General features: G+C 42.3%; 17 protein-coding genes and 1 riboswitch. Of the genes, 6 read left to right on the top strand and 11 right to left on the bottom strand.

Annotation, left to right across the window (positions count from 1 at the left end; all coding sequences use genetic code 11):
• The first annotated feature begins 1 nt into the window (after position 1).
• Complete coding sequence (locus DXA07_RS08525) at positions 2 to 640, top strand: lactate utilization protein (RefSeq protein ID WP_117807283.1); 639 nt, start codon at positions 2 to 4, stop codon at positions 638 to 640.
• 159 nt (positions 641 to 799) lie between these two features.
• Here DXA07_RS08525 and DXA07_RS08520 read toward each other — a convergent pair whose 3' ends face one another.
• The 3 genes from DXA07_RS08520 to DXA07_RS08505 form a co-directional block, all read right to left on the bottom strand.
• Positions 800 to 1,234: an Hsp20/alpha crystallin family protein gene (locus DXA07_RS08520; protein WP_117822011.1), complete on the bottom strand. Its 435-nt coding sequence runs from the start codon at positions 1,232 to 1,234 to the stop codon at positions 800 to 802.
• 177 nt (positions 1,235 to 1,411) lie between these two features.
• Positions 1,412 to 2,335 carry a ketopantoate reductase family protein gene (locus DXA07_RS08515; RefSeq protein ID WP_117822012.1) on the bottom strand — a complete coding sequence of 308 codons (924 nt, stop codon included), beginning with the start codon at positions 2,333 to 2,335 and terminating at the stop codon, positions 1,412 to 1,414.
• Positions 2,336 to 2,551: 216 nt separating this feature from the next.
• A complete protein-coding gene (locus tag DXA07_RS08505; RefSeq protein ID WP_117822013.1) occupies positions 2,552 to 3,475 on the bottom strand; it encodes a LysR family transcriptional regulator in 924 nt (307 codons plus the stop codon).
• 125 nt (positions 3,476 to 3,600) lie between these two features.
• On the opposite strand from DXA07_RS08505, the gene DXA07_RS08500 reads away from it, so the two are divergent.
• The 3 genes from DXA07_RS08500 (at position 3,601) to thiC (ending at position 7,296) form a co-directional block, all read left to right on the top strand.
• A complete protein-coding gene (locus DXA07_RS08500) occupies positions 3,601 to 4,368 on the top strand; it encodes a DUF4866 domain-containing protein (RefSeq protein WP_117807279.1) in 768 nt (255 codons plus the stop codon).
• The gene (locus DXA07_RS08495) at positions 4,352 to 5,695 is read left to right on the top strand and encodes a threonine/serine exporter family protein (RefSeq protein ID WP_117807278.1); all 1,344 of its coding nucleotides are present in this window, start codon (positions 4,352 to 4,354) and stop codon (positions 5,693 to 5,695) included. Before DXA07_RS08500 ends, DXA07_RS08495 begins: the two co-directional genes overlap by 17 nt.
• A 92-nt stretch (positions 5,696 to 5,787) precedes the next feature.
• Positions 5,788 to 5,897: riboswitch (TPP riboswitch) on the top strand.
• A gap of 88 nt (positions 5,898 to 5,985) precedes the next feature.
• Positions 5,986 to 7,296, top strand: coding sequence for a phosphomethylpyrimidine synthase ThiC (thiC, locus tag DXA07_RS08490; protein WP_117822014.1), 1,311 nt, complete (start codon positions 5,986 to 5,988; stop codon positions 7,294 to 7,296).
• Positions 7,297 to 7,671: 375 nt separating this feature from the next.
• On the opposite strand, the gene hydE is transcribed toward thiC, so the two are convergent.
• Complete coding sequence (gene hydE, locus DXA07_RS08485) at positions 7,672 to 8,724, bottom strand: [FeFe] hydrogenase H-cluster radical SAM maturase HydE (protein WP_117822015.1); 1,053 nt, start codon at positions 8,722 to 8,724, stop codon at positions 7,672 to 7,674.
• A gap of 283 nt (positions 8,725 to 9,007) precedes the next feature.
• Between hydE and alr the strand changes: the two genes are divergently transcribed.
• The gene (alr, locus tag DXA07_RS08480) at positions 9,008 to 10,105 is read left to right on the top strand and encodes an alanine racemase (protein ID WP_173783324.1); all 1,098 of its coding nucleotides are present in this window, start codon (positions 9,008 to 9,010) and stop codon (positions 10,103 to 10,105) included.
• Between the two features lie 355 nt (positions 10,106 to 10,460).
• On the opposite strand, the gene DXA07_RS08475 is transcribed toward alr, so the two are convergent.
• The gene (locus DXA07_RS08475) at positions 10,461 to 11,957 is read right to left on the bottom strand and encodes a DUF4080 domain-containing protein (protein ID WP_348980801.1); all 1,497 of its coding nucleotides are present in this window, start codon (positions 11,955 to 11,957) and stop codon (positions 10,461 to 10,463) included.
• Positions 11,918 to 12,310, bottom strand: a complete 393-nt coding sequence (locus DXA07_RS14110; protein ID WP_348980800.1) for a cobalamin B12-binding domain-containing protein — start codon at positions 12,308 to 12,310, stop codon at positions 11,918 to 11,920. Before DXA07_RS14110 ends, DXA07_RS08475 begins: the two co-directional genes overlap by 40 nt.
• Before the next feature lie 212 nt (positions 12,311 to 12,522).
• Between DXA07_RS14110 and DXA07_RS08470 the strand changes: the two genes are divergently transcribed.
• Entirely contained in the window at positions 12,523 to 13,344 is an 822-nt protein-coding gene (locus DXA07_RS08470) for a hypothetical protein (protein WP_117822018.1), read from the top strand.
• A 167-nt stretch (positions 13,345 to 13,511) separates the two neighbouring features.
• On the opposite strand, the gene DXA07_RS08465 is transcribed toward DXA07_RS08470, so the two are convergent.
• The 5 genes from DXA07_RS08465 to DXA07_RS08445 all read right to left on the bottom strand — a co-directional run bounded on the left by DXA07_RS08465 (position 13,512) and on the right by DXA07_RS08445 (position 21,096).
• On the bottom strand, positions 13,512 to 14,483 hold the full coding sequence (locus DXA07_RS08465; RefSeq protein ID WP_117822019.1) for a glycoside hydrolase family 25 protein: 972 nt from the start codon (positions 14,481 to 14,483) through the stop codon (positions 13,512 to 13,514).
• A gap of 16 nt (positions 14,484 to 14,499) precedes the next feature.
• Positions 14,500 to 16,242, bottom strand: coding sequence for an alpha/beta hydrolase fold domain-containing protein (locus DXA07_RS08460; RefSeq protein ID WP_117822020.1), 1,743 nt, complete (start codon positions 16,240 to 16,242; stop codon positions 14,500 to 14,502).
• Between the two features lie 84 nt (positions 16,243 to 16,326).
• Entirely contained in the window at positions 16,327 to 17,766 is a 1,440-nt protein-coding gene (locus tag DXA07_RS08455; RefSeq protein ID WP_117822021.1) for a DUF6034 family protein, read from the bottom strand.
• Between the two features lie 89 nt (positions 17,767 to 17,855).
• Positions 17,856 to 19,289, bottom strand: coding sequence for a hypothetical protein (locus DXA07_RS08450; RefSeq protein ID WP_117822022.1), 1,434 nt, complete (start codon positions 19,287 to 19,289; stop codon positions 17,856 to 17,858).
• 253 nt (positions 19,290 to 19,542) lie between these two features.
• Complete coding sequence (locus DXA07_RS08445) at positions 19,543 to 21,096, bottom strand: DUF6034 family protein (RefSeq protein ID WP_117822023.1); 1,554 nt, start codon at positions 21,094 to 21,096, stop codon at positions 19,543 to 19,545.
• Between the last annotated feature and the right edge of the window lie 180 nt (positions 21,097 to 21,276).

The following is a 21,276-nucleotide window of genomic DNA, read 5'->3' as shown; positions in this document are numbered from 1 at the left end:
AATGGACACTTTTAGAAACATGAGAAACGACAAACTGGCGAAAGCCATGATAAACAAGCTGGCTGCCAGAAATATGGAAGGCTTCTATGTCCAGACAAAGGAAGAAGCTAAGGAGCTTGCACTGAGTCTGATCCCGGAAGGAAGCTCTGTCGGCTGGGGCGGTTCCATGACCGTAAAAGCAACCGGACTTTTAGATGCTCTTATCGAGGGAAACTACAAAGAGCTGAACCGTGATGCAGCAAAAACACCGGAGGAAAAAGACCGGATCTCCAAAGAATGTTTCTTCGCTGACTACTTCTTAACAAGCTGTAATGCGATCACCGAAGACGGCATTATGGTAAATATCGATGGCAATGGAAATCGTGTAGCTGCCATCGTCTATGGTCCTTCCCATGTTATCGTGATCACAGGAATGAACAAGGTAGTACGGACAGAAGAAGATGCTTTAAGCCGTGCAAGAAATGAAGCAGCTCCGATCAATGCACAGCGCTTCGGACTTTCAACCCCTTGCAGTACAACCGGCGAATGCGCAAACTGTCTGTCACCGGAAACAGTCTGCTGCCAGTTCTTAACCACCCGCTATTCCAAGCACAAAGGACGTATCAAGGTCATCCTTGTAAATGAAGATCTGGGATTTTAGAAAACAGACAAATTTCAGGGGTTGTTTATTATTATTGTGCAAGACACTTTCGTTCTATCCTCAACGCAACGGTACATAAGGTTGCAAAATACGCAACCTAAGTACCGGCGCTCGGACAGGCTTGCTACATTATAATAAACAGCCCCTAAAATTTGTCCGTTATCCTTCTATCGAGATAATCTTCTTTTCTTCTACTTCCGGTTGGTCGTCGAATTTTGGTACATAGACATACAGAACACCATTTGCAAATCTTGCTTTAATATCCTGTTCACTGACTTTGTCGCCGACATAGAAGCTTCTCTTATAATGACCGGAATACCGTTCCTTTTTGATATAGCTTCCTTCCCTGTCTTCACGATCCTGTCCAGTATAGCTGGCAAGAATTGTCAGGTAACCACCTTTTAATTCTGCCTTGATGCTTTCCTTTGGAAATCCCGGCAGATCCATCTCTATCTCATATCCGTCCTTTGTTTCGAATATATCAGTTGCCATTGTAGTCATGGTACGAAGTCCGGAATGGCTGCCCCAGAAGGAATCATCAAAGAAGCCATTCATCATCTCAAAATTATCTGAAAAAATACTTGGTCTATCCATCCTAATTACCCCATTTCTATCTATATTTCTGATTCTCTTTCATCAGTCATATATTACTGTCATTTTTCTGCATTTTATTAGACTCACACAGCTTTCTCTATTATATGCAGTTATTTCATACCATTATTTATAGCACGTTTTGTTAGCACTGTAAATAGATGAGTGCTAATTCAAATATTATCTTTTTGTAAACTTCTCCTCCAGTACCCGGATACCATGATAGAACATCTCATTAATCGGAGTGGGCACGCCAAGCTCTTTTCCCATCTTTATGACATTGCCGGCAAACATCTCTACCTCGGTCAGCTTCTCCGCTTCCAGATCCTGCAGGGTTGATGGTTTGTTCTCGGGTGGAATTGTCTTTACTGTAACATCCTGCTCCGCTATTTCTTTTTCACCTATATCGATTCCCTTCTTCTGCGCGATCGCAGCCACTTCCCGCATGGCATTGTCACGGATCCAATTCGCACTGTCGCTGATACGAAAAAATCCAAATGGGATACCGAGCAACGCACAAGTCATATTTTCCCCAATATTGCACATGTATTTAAACCAGAGTCCCTTTAACATATCCGGATCGATCTCATATGGAATATCGGCATGATCAAATACTTCTTTTACAGCAAGTACACGATCTGACAGAACATCATTTTTATTCTCTCCGAAGTGGATCTTGCCCCAGTACGGATCAAAGTCTGCTTTTCCGTCTTTCATAACAATGGACATTCTCATATATGCATACAATACATGTTCTTCGCCAAATGCCTGAATCAACTGTTCCTCACTGTCTACACCATTTAGCAAAGACAGGATCAATGTATGTTCGCCTACCTGATGGCGGATATCTTCTATTGCCTGTGCAAATCCATAGCCTTTTACACCGATCAGTATCAGATCCGCCGGCTCACCCTGTTCTTCGGGTGTCACGATCGGGAATCTGTAGTTGACGCCATTGATCGTAACTCCTTTACTTTCCAGGCGTTTTTTACGTTCACCACCTGCAATAATATAAAAATTCTCTCCAAATGCTTCATATAATCTTGGCGCAAAAAATACACCCATCGCGCCAAGTCCAATCAATGCAATTCTTTTGATCTTCATATTTCTTATTCCTCTTTTCCACTATATTGATTCTTTGTTTAACATTCTATCCTGTTTTGGTGTGATTCCACACCATCTTTTATATGTTCTTATAAAATGACTACAGTCAAACTGTCCTCCTCACAAAACAGTCATACATTTTCTGCAAATATGCCTGGGGGATATTTAATGTATGAATGTTGAACTTGATAACTGCATACCAGACGTTTTCTGTTCTCAATCGATGCCCCGATTGAGGGTGTTTACCTTTTCGCAGTCTTCTTCCAATAATCTGCGAAATGATCTTGCGGCTGTATTCAGCGGATGCTGGCTGTCATATATCATGCAGATATGCCGGTCAGGAATTTTCTCCTTTAGGACTGCCTGTATTACCTCTCCGCGTTCGAGCGCCTCACCTGCCATGGATTCCGGTATAAATGCCAGTCCCAGCTCACAACGGACAAGCGGCAGGATCTGGTCTGTTGTCGCAGCCTCTGTATCCGGTGCAAATTCTATCCCGTGCGATAAAAACAGCCGCTCATAAAATCGAAATGTCATCGTTTCCCGTCCAAGACTGATCAGCGGATATTTCTTCAATTCTTTTAAAGATAAAGCCTTCCCCTGTAGCTCTTTAAATGATGCCCCACCGATCAGTATCTCCCGAAAAGGTTTTAACATTCTGCTTTCAAGGGACGAGTCTATTTTCATCGGTGTCGATACGACAGCAAAATCAATCTTACCGCTCTTTACTGCATCTACTGCCTCCGGCGTGGAATGATTATAGATTCTCAGTCGAATTCCCGGATATGCAGTATGAAATGACCTTAATTTATCAAACAAATATATATTTAACGCTGTCTCGCTGGCTCCGATCGATATACTTCCATGTACCATGCCCGAATAGTCCGCCAGTTCTTCCTCTGCCGTTAATAACTGATGCATAGCTGCCGACACATACATATATAGTTTTTCTCCCTCAGGTGTAAGCTGAACGCCCCGGTTGGTTCTTACAAATAAGGTACTGTGCATCTGCTGTTCCAGACAGTTCATTGCTCTCGTAACATTGGGCTGGCTGCTTTCCAGAACCTGCGCAGCCTTTGTAAAATTATGATATTTTGCCACATAATAGAAAATTTTATAATATTCAAAGTTAATATTCATCTGTCTGCTCCATTTCTTTTATCATATCAAATGATTATATCTGTCATATCAATTATATCTTTTACTTATCATCCTGCCAATAGTATAATTATGCAGAACAGAAAAAGAAAGGAAGTCGGTTAAGCATGAACGAAACTACAATTTTCCCACGAGAAAAAAGAGCAGATTTCTTATTTGAAAAAATCCTGAATGATCCATGGGCATGTGAGAAATTACAGGAAACATTTGCAAATTACCTGTGCTATAACGAGGATGCTTACGATGCACCACTTCCGGCAGAAGAATTTGCACAGGCACTATTCAATTCCTATCATAACCGGGATCTGTCTGCATTTCTTATGGCAATCTGCAACAATACCCTGTTTGATCTTCTGCGTAATTCCTTTCTGATCCCATATCGATTCAACGCAGATGGCAAAACAAATCCTGTCATTATGACAGATGATAATGGTCAGTTGCTTCCTGAATACGAAACTTCGATCTGGGAAAAAGAATATCGTCATTTTCATAAGATCTATCAGACACTTGGAAACAACAAAAATATCTATCTCGCCCGCGCATACAGATACAGTCACGATTATGCCGCAAATGACATGAAACCGGAACAGAAGATTCTGGAAAAAAGTGACGGTGTACTGTTGATCCGCGAGCTTCCCGATACTGTAAAGCAAAAGGAGACAGAGGCAGAAGCATATTCTGCTGTATGGAATCTTATGATCGCACTGGAAAAGGAGCTTCCTATGTCCTACATTTTCTACGGGCAGGATTCTCTGGTGAAAAATAATTCCCGATATGATGAAATCGGCATATTCCTTCCAAATTCATTATTCCTGACGAATCTGGAACATCATATTGAAAAAGCGGAGGAGATCATCTATGCCAAAGAACAGTAATTATACAGATATCATGGAAAAAAACCATATGGAAATTCCATGGCATGATTATGTAAAAAACGATAGCAATGTCCTGATCGCCAAGGCGGGGCTGATAGAAAAAGCCTCTGTTATTGGAAGGGTCGGGTTAATTATGCTCTCCTGTGGAACAGGTGCCTGGCGTGTTCGTACTTCCATGAACCGTCTGTCCAAAGAACTGGGCGTAACCTGCACCGTTGATGTCGGATTGATGTCCATTGAATTCAACTGTTTTGATGGAACCGACTGCGTTTCACAGTCTCTGAGCATTGCGAATACCGGTGTAAACACCTCGAAGCTCTATCGGATGGAACAATTCGTTGACAATTTCCCAAAAGAAGAAGCCCATCTGACGGGCGAAGAGATTCACCGGCGTCTTGATCAGATTGAGAAGATCCATACACTTTATTCACCTGCAAAACTGGGTCTGGCTTCAGCCCTCGCCTGCTGTGCATTTACCTTCCTATTAGGCGGCGGTCCTGTTGAAATGATCCTTGCTTTTATTGCAGCCGGTGTTGGAAATGTCATCCGTACCAAAATGATCAAGCACCATTTTACCCTTTTCTTTAACATAGCAGTATCCATATCAGCCGCATGCATGACATATGCCATCTGCTTTCACCTTGCAGAAATCTTCTTCCACGTATCTGCACTCCATGAAGCTGGCTATATCTGCTCAATGCTGTTTATCATTCCCGGATTTCCATTCATAACAAGCGGCATTGACCTGGCTAAACTGGATCTTCGGTCCGGGCTTGAACGTCTGAGCTACTCTGTCATCATAGTTTTAGTAGCCACTATGTTCGCCTGGATCATGGCATTGCTGTTACATTTTCATCCTCAGGATTTCTCCGCTTTGAATCTGGCTGTAGGTACAAAGCTTATCCTGCGGATCATTACAAGCTTCTGCGGAGTCTTCGGTTTCTCCATTATGTTTAACAGCTCGATTCCGATGGCTGCAACTGCTGCCTGTATCGGAGCAGTTGCAAATACTCTCCGGCTGGAGCTTGTCGATTACACAAGCACGCCTCCGGCTGCTGCCGCATTCGCAGGCGCATTAACCGCAGGTATTCTTGCCTCCATTATAAAAAGGAATAACGGATATCCAAGAATCTCTCTGACCGTTCCGTCCATCGTTATCATGGTTCCGGGACTTTACCTTTATCGTGCTTTCTATAATCTTGGTATCATGTCCCTAACAGAGGCTGTTTTATGGTTTTCATCTGCGATCATGATCATTGTTACCCTGCCCCTCGGTCTGATATTTGCAAGGATCCTGACAGATCGTACTTTCCGGTACTGCTCCTGATTCATGTATCGGGCGCAAGTCCTTATTTATCTTTTATGTTGAAAAATTATCATTGAATTATGTCGTATTCTGGCATATAATATTTCCAGATATTTATATATTCAGGGAGCTGACAAATTAGCCGGCTGAGAGGAGAATGAAGTTCTCGACCTGTGAACCTGATTTAGGTAATGCTAACGTAGGGATGTGTATTAGAGGTGCCCTGCGGCATCTTTTTTATTGCTCTGTGGCAGATCGGGAGCACCACTTTCTACCACGTAAAATAACATTGGTTGTAGTAGGAGGATAATATGGAAAATTACACAACACAAATGGACGCAGCCAGAAAAGGGATCATCACTCCGCAGATGAAGATCGTAGCGGAAAAAGAACATATGGCTGTCGAGGCGCTCAGGGATTTAGTTGCAAAGGGACAGGTTGCCATCTGTGCTAATAAGAAACACACCTGTCTGAATCCTGAAGGTGTCGGCAGTATGCTGCGTACCAAAATTAACGTAAACCTTGGAGTATCCAGAGACTGCAAGGACTATAACATTGAGATGGAAAAAGTAATGAGTGCAGTTAATATGGGCGCTGAGGCGATCATGGATCTGTCCAGTCATGGAAATACACAGCCATTCCGTCAGAAGCTGACAAGCGAATGTCCTGCCATGATCGGTACGGTTCCGATCTATGACAGTGTCATCCACTATCAGCGTGATCTTGCAGAGCTGACAGCAAAGGATTTCATCGATGTTGTCCGTCTTCATGCAGAAGATGGTGTTGACTTTGTAACCTTGCACTGTGGAATCACAAGAAAAACGATTGATCAGATCAAAAAACATAAACGTAAAATGAACATCGTAAGCCGGGGCGGAAGCCTTGTATTTGCATGGATGAGTATGACCGGTCAGGAAAACCCGTTCTATGAATATTTCGATGAGATCTTAGATATCTGCGAGGAATATGATGTTACGATCTCCCTCGGAGATGCATGTCGTCCGGGCTGTCTGGCAGATGCGACTGACGTATGCCAGATTGAAGAACTGGTACGTCTGGGCGAGCTGACAAAGCGTGCCTGGGCACACAATGTACAGGTTATGGTGGAAGGTCCCGGTCATGTACCACTTAACCAGATCGCTGCAAATATGGAAGTTCAGAAGACCTTATGCATGGGCGCACCATTCTATGTTCTCGGGCCTCTGGTTACAGATATTGCTCCCGGTTACGATCATATCACCAGCGCGATCGGTGGTGCTGTTGCTGCCATGAACGGAGCTGCTTTCTTATGCTACGTTACCCCAGCCGAGCATCTTGCACTTCCAAATGTAGATGATGTAAAACAGGGTATCATCGCATCGAAGATCGCTGCTCATGCAGCCGACATTGCAAAGGGTATTCCGGGTGCCAGAGATATCGATGATAAGATGGCGGATGCCAGACGTGTCCTTGACTGGGATGCACAGTATGCCTGCGCACTTGATCCTGCTACAGCCAAAGCGATCCGCGACAGTCGTATGCCGGAGGATGACCACTCCGACACCTGTAGTATGTGCGGCAAGTTCTGTGCTGTCCGCAGTATGAACAAGGCTCTCGCCGATGAGTACATCGACATTCTGTAGTACGAATGCATAATATAATGGGCGGTTCTCTGCCACTGACTATCTATAATTGACTCGCTATGATTTCTATTTGATGCACATGCCTGATTCGTAAATACTCCTGTGCCAACTCGCCTTCGGCTCAGACAGGCACCCGTATTTACTGGCAATGTGCATCGCATGACGAAATCTTTGCTAATGTCAATATATAGTTCGTCAGTGACAGAAAACCGCCCATTTTATTTGCTGTCGTATTGCAGAATGTAAAACATGCAGTTCTTAATATAATCAGAATGTTTTCCAACATCTTTCTTTCATAAAATCTGCAATAACAAAGATATTTTCACCTTCAGCTAAAAAGCCTCTCCCATGTTTGCATTTCTCCAATATATGCATTCATCTTTTCTTGTCATACAATGGATGGTCGCCGCGATCAACCACAACCTCGTATCCGATTCCCTGCATTCTCCGCATCATACAACCACAACACTCCGAGGCTTCTTCCCCGGTGCAGATCTTATTGTCATATAACAGATATTTTTTCCTGACACCGACCGGGGACAGATTCGGCATCACAACATTTGCCCCGGCAAGAATCCCCTTCTCCCTGCCAAGCGGATGGATCGTGCCAAGTGCTGTTGTCGCAGGAAGCAGAACTGTCGGATGAATCAGCCGGATAATTGACAGCAGACGTAAGGTCATCTCAAGTGTTCCGGCAGGCTCTTTTCCAAATGGTGTGTCTGCCTGCGGGATAAATGGCCCGATTCCACACATTTCCGGTTCCAGTTCTTTGATCAGGCAGAAATCCTCATATAACGTATCGACCGTCTGATATGGTGAACCGACCATAAAGCCGCACCCGGTTTGATAACCGATCTCTTTCAGGTCATGCAGGCACCGGATCCGGTTGTCAAATGACATTTCTTTCGGATGAAGCTTCTCATAATGTGCCTTATCCGCAGTCTCGTGACGAAGCAGATAACGTTCCGCCCCGGCAGCAAAATACCGCTCATAGGCTTCTCTGCTTTTCTCTCCGATTGACAATGTGATCGCACAGTCCGGATGCTGATGTTTGATCTCTGATACTATCTCACAGATTAGGTCATCTGTATAAAACGGATCTTCGCCTCCCTGTAACACAAACGTCCGGAAACCGAGCCGGTATCCACTCTGACAACAGTCAAGGATCTGATCTTTGGTCAGCCGGTACCGGTCAACATAACAGTTATCTCTTCTTATCCCACAATAAATACAGTTATTTTTACAATAGTTTGTGAACTCGATCAGTCCACGCATATAGACTTTATTTCCGTATACCTTCTGTGCTTCCGTTCCGGCACATACCATCAATTCTTCAATCATTTCCTGATCGTCTGTTTCCAGCAGAAGCTGAAGCTGTTCCTTTGTAATATTCTGTTTATCGCGAATCTCTGTTATCAGTGTATGCATAAACGGTTTCCATCCTGTTTTTATTTACAAATAGTTTATCACATTTTACTCTTATACAACATCCACTTTTCCGGATTGCATACAAACGATGCAAAAAAAGTTCAAAGATATTGCATTTCTGTGTCGGTTTTTATACAAAAATGATGCATTTCGAATATATGCTAGATTCATCAAATAAATGAACAACCGCTCATGCCCGGGCAGCGAGTTTCGACAACAGACCATATGTCTGTAGATAAACAATGAGATAAATACTTACATGAAACCGGAGGAACTTGAGGACATGACAACTCTTACAATCAAAACAAATGCACTGGATAACAATATACGGATCATCAAACGTCTGGCAAATGGCGCAAAGGTCATAGCAGTATTAAAGGGGAACGCTTATGGGCTTGGGCTTACAAAATTTGCATCGTTCTTACAATCAAAGGGTATTGATAACTATGGTGTAACCGAACTGTCAGATGCTGTCACCTTACGCAGAAACGGCATCAAGGGAAATATCCTGCTGATGACGCCTTTATATAACTCAGAAGATATCACGACTGCGATTGATCACGATATCACGCTCAGCATCACCAGTACCGACTGTGCGCATGTGATCGATGAAACAGCCGCCTACATGAACCATCCGACAGTCCATGCACATCTCTGCATTGACACCGGATTTGGTAGATACGGCTTCTTATGTTCCGAAGAAAAACAGATTGCCGATACCGTACAGTCGCTAAGACATGTGCGGATCACCGGTATCTTCTCTCATTTCCATGCAGCTGCATGCAGAAATGAATACTATGTGAAGAAACAGTTTCAGGATTTCACTCACCTCTGTGACACACTCCAGAAAGACGGTATTCCGGTAGGCATCCGTCATATCTCATCTTCAACCTCGATGATAAAATATCCATCCATGAATTTAGATGCCATCCGCATCGGCTCTGCCTTTCTTGGCAGACTTGCGGTTCCAAATGATTATGGTTTTCATGAGGTCTGCAATCTGTCTGCCTGTGTGGACGATATCTATGAGCTGCCGGTCGGTCACAACATCGGCTATGGTCACAGCTTTAAACTGTCACACAATACAAAAACAGCCGTTATCTCCGTCGGATATTATCATGGACTTGGGATAGAACGCCACACCGATTTCCGGACAAATTTCTTCTCTCCGATCCGTATTTATTATAAATTAAAAGGCACTTTCCATAAAAAATCACCGGCTGCCAGCTTTAAAGACTGCCGGCTTCCGGTGTTAGGTCAGATCAGTATGAACTCCGTGATCGTGGATACAACCGGATGTAATATCTCGGTAGGCGATATGGTTACATTTCCGATCAACCCGATTTTCGTCAACAGCGCTGTTCCGCGGGTATATATGTAACCTGTCTCGTGTTGTCTGAACTACTGTTGTGTATATGTATCCTGCCTCATGTTGTCTGAACTACTGTTGTGTATATGTATCCTGCCTCATGTTGTCCGGGATACTGCCGGTACACTTTGTACTATCGTTTGCTTTTTTTCGTTATGAGATGCAAATTGTCAGCGAATGCGGGTGCCTGTTTGAGCCTGAAAGGCGAGTTGGTACAGGAGCATGAGCGAATCAGACATTTGCAACGAATAGAAAAAAACAAGACATACAAAGTATACCGGCAGTATCCCGGACAACATGAGGCCGAACACATACACATCCGTAAAATAGCAGTATCCCGGGCAACATGAGACAGCCAAATTTTATATCACATGGATGCGACAGGTGTTACTATCATATACCTTGCATCCCCGGTCAGCGGATCACGGCGTTTGTAATCGAATAATATATAGCATACTTCAGACAGACGATTTCCCGTCTCTCTGTTGTAATAAATCTTTTCTATGTGTGTCATTCTGGACATAGATTTCCAGTCACAGCCATGATAGTCTTCTTCCCGAAGGTATCTGTGGTCGTTGGCCTCACGGATGTAGAAGTCCCGGAACAAATCTCTCACACCCTCCTGTTCCGGGGCGAAATCCGGTCGGGTCTTCATATTCTCACGAAGATATAAATCAAATACCAGCATTTGCCGAATCAATTCTGTCTTCTTAGGGAAGTGTTCTTCTGCAAAATGAAGCAGTACATGATACCGGTAGATTCTCGCCGGTGTCTGGATAAAATATCCCTTTTTGTCATAATAAGAAGCAAGGCTCGCATAAAAATCAAACGGCGAATCAAATTCTTCCACCAGGAATGGCAGCGTGTTCTCAAACTGACAGCTGTTATAATAAATCTCTACCATTTCTTCGATCTGCTTTAACCGCAGGATCTCATCATAAGATATCCACTTTGTAAATAATACTTCATACGGCGGACAGCTTGTATACTGTAAACCATATCGTTCTGCATTATCATGCATCTTCGAACCCTTTAGCACCTTTAAAAACCCTAGCTGAAGCTGCTCCGGCTTCATTGCATACACGTCATTAAAGGAATGTGCAAATGATTCATAGTCCTCATACGGAAGCCCCGCGATCAGATCCAGATGCACATGCACATTATGTCCCTGATGGATCCTTTCAACAATCTTTGCAAGCTTATCGACATCCATTACACGATCGATCTCCTCTATCGTCTGCAGATTTGTCGACTGCACTCCGATCTCCATCTGTATCGCACCTGGCCGCAGACTGTTGACCAACTCCAATTCTTCCTCATTTAAAATATCTGCAGCAATCTCAAAATGAAAATTCGTGATTCCATTGTCATGTTCTTTAATATACCTCCAGATTGCCATCGCATGTTCATGGGAACAGTTAAATGTCCGGTCTACAAACTTCACCTGTTTTACTTGATGATCCAGGAAAAACTGCAGCTCCTTCTTCACCAGATCAAGATTGCGGAACCGAACCCGTTTGTCAATCGATGACAGACAATAACTGCACCGGAACGGACAGCCTCTGCTGCTCTCATAATAAATGATCTTATTTTTAAAAGTGTCCAGGTCATAATACAGAAAGGGAAGCTCCGACAGATCGGTAAGTCCTCTTGGCTTCGTACAAAGAATATCTTTTCCTTCCCGAAGCACCAGGCCGTCAATATCCCGAAAACCCCCGGTATCACGGAAATTTTCAATACCACAGGAATTCCCAGTATTACAGGCGTTCCCAATATCATAGGACTTCCCAGTATTATGAATATTTCCAATATCAAGATATCTTCTCAGCACATCATAAAAGGTTGCCTCTCCTTCTCCAACCATAACTCCTGTAAGCTCCGGCATCTCCGCAAGAAGCTGATCGGCATCGTAGGTACTTCCGGTCCGCCAACCCAGATATCTGTATCCGGAAGGAGCTTCTTTAATTCTGTAATGAGCTCACGGATCATCTCGATATTCCATATATAACAGGAAAATCCAACCGCATCCGGCCTTCTCTTATAGATATCCGCAAGAATCTCTCCTTTTTGATTGTTGATCGTATATTCTGCAATCTCAATATATTCTGCAAGAGACGGCTGTTTCTTTACCGAATAAGAATACAGGGAATAAATCCCCGGATTCGAATGAATATATTTTGTATTTAATGCTGCCAGTAAAAACTTCAAGGAATTCACAACCTCCTACTATATGATTTTCTGTATCTTTGCAGGCTTATTCATAATAATCTCTTTTTCATGTTTCTGATATATGAAATTATTTATCCATTTCAAGGATTATACCACAGATAAGATTTATTAAGCTACAAAATCCGGTATTTGCCTTTACTTTAGGAAACGCGGATGATAGACTGAGTCTGTAGACAAAATTTTATTATAGGAGGGTATCTATGAACAAAAAAATGAAACACGTACTTTTGGCATTGTGTGTCTGCATCTTTGGTCTGATGATGACCGGCTGCGGTTCTGCTATTAACACAACCGTAAAACTCACCTCTGCCACCAAAGCAACCTGTACGATTGAACAGGGTTATGATGATGAAATGTTGGATGGACTTGCCAGCATGTCTGAAATGACAAAAAAAGAACTCATTAATGAACTTAAGGGATCCGGTGCCAAATATTCAAAAAAGAAGATCGATGGTGTTACCTACCATATGTTCTCCATGACTGTAAAAAACAAGAAACTCAGTGATATCGAAGCTTTACTTTCATCTGCAGGTTACACAAATGTATGTCTGACAAAGAATTTCTTCTATGCTACACTTGATCCTTCTACAGCAGGCAGTAATCTTACAATTGCAAAACTTGCCGACGCTGCACAGCTTCAGAAAAACGATCTTACTGACAGCCTGTCATTCTACATGAATGTAAAGGTTTCATTTAAGAATAAGGTTAAGACCACAAACGGTAAGCTTTCAAACAAATCAAAGACCGTTTCATGGACTATCAGGGATGCCAGCAAGAAGAAAAACTTCTACGCATCTACCAGTAAGGTTACAAAAACAGCAAAGACAACAGCCGTTAAGAACAACAAGTCCTACAAAGCCGGCAAGAAGATCACAGTATCCAACAGCAAGAGCCTTGTAAAGATGAAACTGGACGGCAAGGTAGTTAAGAAGAACACAGTCGTTAAGAAAAAGGGAACACATACCCTGACCATCTGGTCAAAGAACGGCAAGGTTCAGAACGTAACCTTTACAATTAAATAAGACGATTTATCACATAAAAAACATCCATACCTTTATTTACAGCATTTATCTGTATTATAAAATATGGATGTTTTAATTTTATAATTTTATCATAGACAAGAATCCATCTGCTCTGTATTGTTATAAAGCAGATGGATTCTGTACTATAATCATATTCTTAATGTTTTCTATTTCATCCAGACGTCAATATCAACGGATCCTGAGATTCCCGGCACACTTCCCTCACTGGTATACTGCCAGCCGGTAAACAGATATGGGAAATCGGGTACATTGGAATATTGTGCCAGCCAGAGCTGATAATCACCCAATCGATCCATATCCAGATTCTGCGCATACCAGTTTCTATTTGCATAGATCATCGGTGTATATCCGGCATCTTTTATCGTCTCACAAAAACCAACAATGGCATCGGTACGCTCTTCATTTGAAATATCATTTGCGCGGGCACCTTCTGCTTCCATCTTCTCCGTATCAATTACAACCGGATAACTGATCTTATAATCTGCGATATTCTGAAGTACATACTGTGCTTCTTCTACTCCTTCATCATAACTTACTGCCTGTGTATAGAAATATACCCCAACCGGCATTTCCGCTTCCAGAGCCGTTTCTATATTCGTCACATAGCTGTCATCCAGTGCCAGACCACCCTGTGTATATCCACGATATCCCAAACGGATCATTGCAAACTTAATACCAGCTTCTTTAACTGTCTCCCAGTCGATTGATCCCTGATGACTGGATACATCGATTCCAAGCTTTGCATGCTTGATTTTATCATCCGAATAACTCATATAGCCATTATCATCCAGTTGAAACCGTTCCAAATCATAATTATGTCTGGCTACCTTACTACTGATCTTATAAAGCTGTGCAGTTTCTTTATCATCTCCTACAATGATGTAACTCTTCTTGATATAATTCCAGTAATTGTCATAGATCAGATTTGCCAGTTCTCCCGGTGTCAGTTCTAGACCATGTTCCATTTCCGTGTACAAGGCAGGTGTCGATCTGGTTGTCTTATTATAATCAATACCAATACAGATTCCTGCTATGATTCCAATTACAATTCCTGTACCGATGCACACTGCATATTTCATTCTTTTTGCTAATTGTTTTCTTCTGTCTGCTTCTCTCATGTCAGTCACAAGCCGTTTATATTGCAATTCGTTCCGTACCTAACCGAAGCTGTATGATCTTATCATATTTTCGTCTGATCGCATGACGATACTTTTTTGCTATATCAGAAGAAAACATCTCCGTGATATCTTCCTGATTCAGAATCGCCTTGTCATACAACACTCTGTACTTGATATTCCAGTCATACATCAGGCTGGTACAGTTATCAATACTTACTTTTATAAACGAACCTTTCTTCTTTCCTGTTAATACTTTCAAATTTGCCCGTTTTCTGCCAACGGAATTCTTGACATCAAACAGTACCTCAGCACCCGGAAACCGCTCCCATATCGCATTCAGAAACGCCTGCAGCTTCTTATCCGTAAAATACTTCGTTACATCACAGCATACAAATAGGATTGCTTCACCCGGTTTCTTCTTCACACTGTCAAGCCATGAAAAATCAAGGATTGATTTGCCGATATTCTGCTCCCGGTCCCTGCTCTCCACCATCTTGCGCCGCAGTTCCATGGTCTCAGGCATATCTACATTGTACCATCGGATCCTGCCATTATCCATGCGGGAAAACATGGTATCTAACTCAGCTCCGACATTTACAATAACGCCATCTGCATACCTCATAATAAACTGTTTTACCCGTTTGTCAATCTCTACGATCCGTCCAATCTTAACAAGGCGATCATATTCCTGATACATCGCATTGAAATCCTTATGTGACACATTTAATTTGGCTGCAATCTTAATCGACTCATCATCCTGAAACAGCTTCGGATATCGTTCCGCTACCATTGACCGTGCCCATACTGCACGCTTGATCTCAGGATTTACAAGCTTTGCTTCATCCTTGATACTGTCGCTGATACGATTGATGATCATACGGCATTCCGGCACATGCTGATGCTCGATATAGTCATGCGGCATTCCAAAATATTCAAAATAGTGAATCCGGATCTGCTCTTTCTTAAGCTTATCATATAATAATCTTGCATAGCTGTTCAGCAGATCATTTTCTACTGTGAATATGGCGATCTCATCACAGATATCAGTCAGATCCGCATAGATCGGGCAGGTATATTCATTCTGATGATACAGATCCTGAATCCAGTACCTGCTAAGAAATTCCTTAATGCCCAGCCGGTAATAATACTTCCGTACCTCTTTCTTGCGATCAAGCATATGATTGGCGAGATTTCCATCCATAAATTCTGTATCTAATGAAGGTGATAACAACACCAGCTTATCCGGTCTGCGAACACCTTCCTTCCATGCCAGAACTGCCAGTGATAACGCCAGTCCACCGCCTGTGGAATCTCCAACAACAACCAGACGGTCGATCGTCTCCTGCCTGGTCAGATGTCTGTATGTCCCGATCAGCATATCAAAGGTATCCTGTGCATTATGCTCTGGCGCCAGCGGATAGATCGGAACAGCCGCACCATATCCATTTTCCTCGACCACAGTCGCAACAAATTCCCACTGGTTTTTGTTGATTTCCATACAATGACCGCCGCCATGGATATAAAAGAAGAAATTCTTTACCTCTTTCTTCTTTGGTTTCACATAATAGCATAATCCATTCTCTGACTCTGCCTTTGTAATATGAAATGCATCCTGCATCCACTTTGGAGGCGTGCTGCATTCCCGTTTTCTTCCCTTCAGGACTTTTTTAGCAATATCATCCGCTTTCATGCGCTTATCATCCAGCATGACACCTGCAATTTTCTCTTTTATGATAACAAGACTGTTTTGTGTACTCATATAATGTATCCCTTAATATACATATGTAACCATTTTTACCTGCTACCATTTTCACATAACCGGGATTGAATATCAAGTCTAATTTTAATCTGTTGATATCTTCATTGCTACATTCAACATATCGATCACAGACCCATCGGCTGCATCTAATACCACCATCTCACTTGGATAATCCGGATCCGATTTATCATCACAGGAAGAAAAGATCCAGACAGGTTTATATTCAAATTGTCCATCTGCTGCGCCTGCTGTCAGGTAATAGGTCAAGGTCACATCATTAAAATTGATCGCGTTATATTTACATGGATAGGTTTTGTAATATTCCGGTATGGTTTCATTTGCCTTTTCAAGCAGCTCCGGAAATGAAAGGATCTCAGTCTTTGTGCTTTCTCCGGTGGACTCCAGATAATCACACCAGTTCGCATTGATGATTCCATTGGAATCCATTGTGATCTCATAGCGTTCAACCGGCACATCATAATATTCCACCTGCTTCTGCAGATTTTCAACCTGATTAAATGCCATCGTTGACACCGGCTGCTTATCAACAGCTCTTACGTAGGTGAACGAATACCCATCCACATCCGTAGCAACAACCGAATTTGTCGCATCTGTATATACCCAGTAAAGATCAGAACTGTCCTGTAAGGCTACATCCTTCGCACCGATCTTCGACAGAAATTCTTCTGCCTTCATCTGTGCTTCCTCTTTGGAATAGCTGCAGGCATTCTGAACTGTATTCTCCTGATCCGCTTCTGTTCCTGTCTCTCTTTCATAGTCAGCCTTTGAATATGGCGTGACATACGTTGCCTTTTCTTTCGGACGATACATCATAAAATCTTCCCGCATATTAAAGGAACGATAAACGCTGTCGGTTTTGTAATACAATTCATATTCCTTCCCATCCACAGTACCAACATAATCATCCGCGGAATAATCTCCGGCAGCCGGATAACTGTCCGGGGCATCTGCCAGTTCCGTTTCCAGATCGCTGATCCATGAATCATAGGAATCCGCAAATACAGGATCCGGATAATTCTCCTTTGCTGTCTGATACTGTGTGATCTCTGCCTGAATGTCCTTTTTTATCCGATGCATGGAATCATATACATAGATTCCCTCATCCTTATCAAACAGATTCTCTGCCACCTGCTTCTTCACTTCATTACTCTCCGGATCTTTCTTCTTATACTGTGCGATCTGAAGGTCAGAGGTATCCGGAACACTGATATCATCATCCGTTACATGGATCTTTGATAAGCCGGTATCTCCAACCGCAATCTCCGTATCACAGGTAAATGGAATCTTATACTTACTCCACAGACTTCCACTATCCAGATCTTCTCCGGATGCAGATGTCTCCGTCTGTCCCAGATCCGCCTCTGTTTGTTTCGGCTGGGTATTATCTACATTGTAGTCTACATTTTTCCTTCCGCATCCTGTAACAGCCGCAGATACTGTAAGAGTTCCTGCAAGAAACAGTGCCATCATTTTTCTTCTTTTTGTAATGTCCATTTTCATCATTTGTATCCCTTCTTACTTAAAGATTTTCCCGTTTTCCCTCATATATCAGATAAAAATGACTTCTTTTATTATCCTTATACCGCCTCCGTTTAATCCTGTATTACACTGCATGTTCCCAGTGCCTTCGATACCTCAAGGATATCAATATAGGATCCGTCGGTTGCATCCAGCACGACCATCTGTTGAGGATCTTCATATGTAACTTCATCAAATTCATATACTTCAACCTGCGATATGATCCATGCCGGCACATATTCAAATTCACCGACCTGTGCTCCCGGTTTCAGACAATAGGTAAGCTGCATACGATTAAATTCGATCGACTTGTACTGTGTATTATACTTTGCATAATATTCAGAAACAGATGAATCCGCCCGCTTCATCAGTTCTTTAAAAGAAAGCAGTTCTGTTTCCTCTGCCTCACCTTCGACAGACAGATTATTCGTCCAGACAGCTCCGATCACTCCATTATCATCCACCGCAATCTTACAGTAATCTGTAGGTATATCCACACCTGCTTCCTGCTGCACCATATTGTCAACATTCAATGCCTGTAAGCCCTCTCCAAGAGACTGATCCTTTATCATCCGGTCAAATGTAAAATAATACCCATCAATATCACGCTCTATAAGCGTTGATAAAGCATCATCATAGGTCCATGCCAGTGCGGAGGACTCTCCAAGTGTCATATCATTACAGTCGATCTTCTTCAGAAATTCTTCTGCTATCTCCAATGCTTCCTCTTCTGAATATTTACACTGGTTTTTATCGTTCAGTGCCTCCTCTGCACCTTCGGAACCATATTTTATACTGTCATTTAATGACACATAGCCGCCATGATCGATCATCTCCGTTCCATCCTCTGTTCCGTCTGCAGGTCTATATACCATGGCATCCTCCTTCAATGATAAATCATAGCTTAAAATCATATCATCCGGTGTCCTCAGAACAAATTCATATTGACCACATGTTCCAAGGTACTTTGTTGCAGAATAATCTCCGGCAGCCGGATAATCTTCCGGTGCTTTTTCCAGCTCATCCTGAAGCTCTGTAAGCGTATCATTTATCTCCTTAATACGTTCCGCATCGGTTCCCAGCTCTTTTTTCAGTTGTTCATAGGATGCGATCTGTTCTTCTATATCTGCCTTTGTCTGATTGTTCTCATCATAAGCATAGATTCCTTTGCTCTTATCAAATATCGCTTCCGCTATTTTTTTAAGTGCCTCTCCTGCGGTATCATTCTTTGTTAACTTCTCAGTATACATGATTGATGTATCAGGAACCGAGATCTCATCCACCTTCAATGTGATCTCACTCAAACCCGAATCCCCTACTGCTATACTGTCATCATATGACTTTGGAATATCGTACTTATCCTGAATACTTCCGCTGTCCTTTTTTCCGCCAGATTCATCGATATCATAGTCGATATCTTTTTTCCCGCATCCGGTAAATACCGCCGCCATCATCATTGTTCCAAACATCAGCCAGGCGGTTCCTCTTCTCCTGATCTGTTTTCTCATCTTCCTTCCTCCTCATATCGTAAATATATTTTATTTCTTTCCCAATCCCGGTCACTTCTCTGCACTATCTGAAGTATCCGTATCTTCTCCAATTTTTGTATTTTTTCTCCAAATTATCTTACGACTTTCTAATTAAAACACAGGGAAAAATCATTTTCGCATCATAGCTGTATATTTTCTGAATAATTAAAAATGCTCATGTACTGCTTATTACATGAAACAGTACATGAGCATATCTTTTATATTAATATTTTTATTCTTCAGAAGATGTATCTTCGGCAGAAGTGTCCTCAGCGGATGTATCTTCAGAAGATGTATCTGTGTCTGTATCCGTATCGTCTACGTCTTCTGTATCGGAATCGTCTTTGTCATCATATGTATAATATGTGCCAAGTGACTTGGCCAGTTCCAGAAGATCGATCACTGATCCGTCTCTTGCATCGACTACAACCATCTGTGTCGGGCTGTCCTTATCTGTATAATCCTGATATTCCTCATACTGGGATAATATCCATGCCGGAATATATTCAAAGGTTCCTTCTTTGTCTCCTGCTTTCAGGAAATAGGTCAGCTCCATACCGTTAAATTCAATCTTCTTGTAATGAGATGTGTACTTGCTGTAATATTCAGGAACGGTTTCATTCATTTTATCTAACAGATCCTTATAGGAAAGAATCTGTGTTGCCTGTGGTTCTCCATCTGCTTCCAGATATTCGCTCCAGCTTGCACTATTGATACCCTTGGAATCAATGCTGATGGAGCATTCCTCCTTTGGAATATCAATGGATGCATTGTCCTGCTGGATGTTATCGACATTCCATGCATTTACTGTTGCGGTTGGCTGGTTATTGATCGCTCTTGAATATGTGAATGTATATCCATCCACATCTGTTGACTGGTTGTCACCATTATCATCATAATAAACCCAACAAAGTGCTGATGTATTCTTTAAGGTTACATCCGTACATCCGACTTTTGCAAGGAAATCATCTGCCATCTGCCTTGCTTCATCTTCTGAAAATGTACACTGATTTGTATTTGCATCTACAGAATCTGACTCGTCTGCACTATACTGCATGTAATCGTCCATGGAAGTTGAATAACATCCGCTTGCCCCATCCTTTGGACGATATTTTAAGAAATCATCCGCAAGATACAGGGAATATCCGGTTGTACCATTTTCCTCGCTCGGAGTGGATACCGTAAACCTTGCATCTCCGATCGAACCAATAAAAGTATCTCCTGTATAATCGCCTGCTGCAGGATATTCATCCGGTGCAGTCGCAAGCTCATCCTTCAGATCATTGATCCAGGAATCATAATAAGATGTCATGTCACTGTCACCTTTTTTCTTTTCGGCTTCATACATATCGATCTCAGTCTGAATATCTTCTTTGGTACGCTTATCGTAATCATATTCATAGATACCCTTATCTTTGTCCAGAACTGCTTCTACTATTTCTTTTTTACTATCATTTGTTGTTTCCTTCTTCTTAAACGATGCAACATAGAGATCTCCTGTATCCGGAACGATCACTTCTTCTGCATCGATCGCAATCTTCTGAATACCGGAATCTCCTGTTGCGATCTCTGTATCACAGCTTTCCGGAATACCATATTTACCCTGCAGGCTGCCACTGTCCGCATTGCTTCCGGAACCACCATTTCCTTCTACATCATAATCAATATCCTTCTTGCCACAGCCGGTAACTGCTGTGCTGACTGCCAGCATACCAACCAACAGTATAGCTGCCATCTTCTTACGATATGTACGAAATCCCTCTTTACTCTTTGTTTTGTTCTGCATATAAGAACCTCCTCTTTTCTTCTCTCATTTATTATAGCTTCTGGATCCAATCCAGTAAATGACATATTATTTTGCGCCATGTTCCGCGACCGATTACTCTTCAGTCGTATCACCGGTTGTATCTGCATCACCCTCTGTGGAATCTCCTTCACTACCTGTGGAATCTCCGGAAGTGTTGGT

The sequence above is a fragment of the Clostridium sp. AM54-37XD genome (assembly GCF_003478225.1).
Taxonomy (GTDB): Bacteria; Bacillota; Clostridia; order Lachnospirales; family Lachnospiraceae; genus Coprococcus; species Coprococcus ammoniilyticus.
This window is presented reverse-complemented; position numbering and strand designations above follow the sequence as displayed.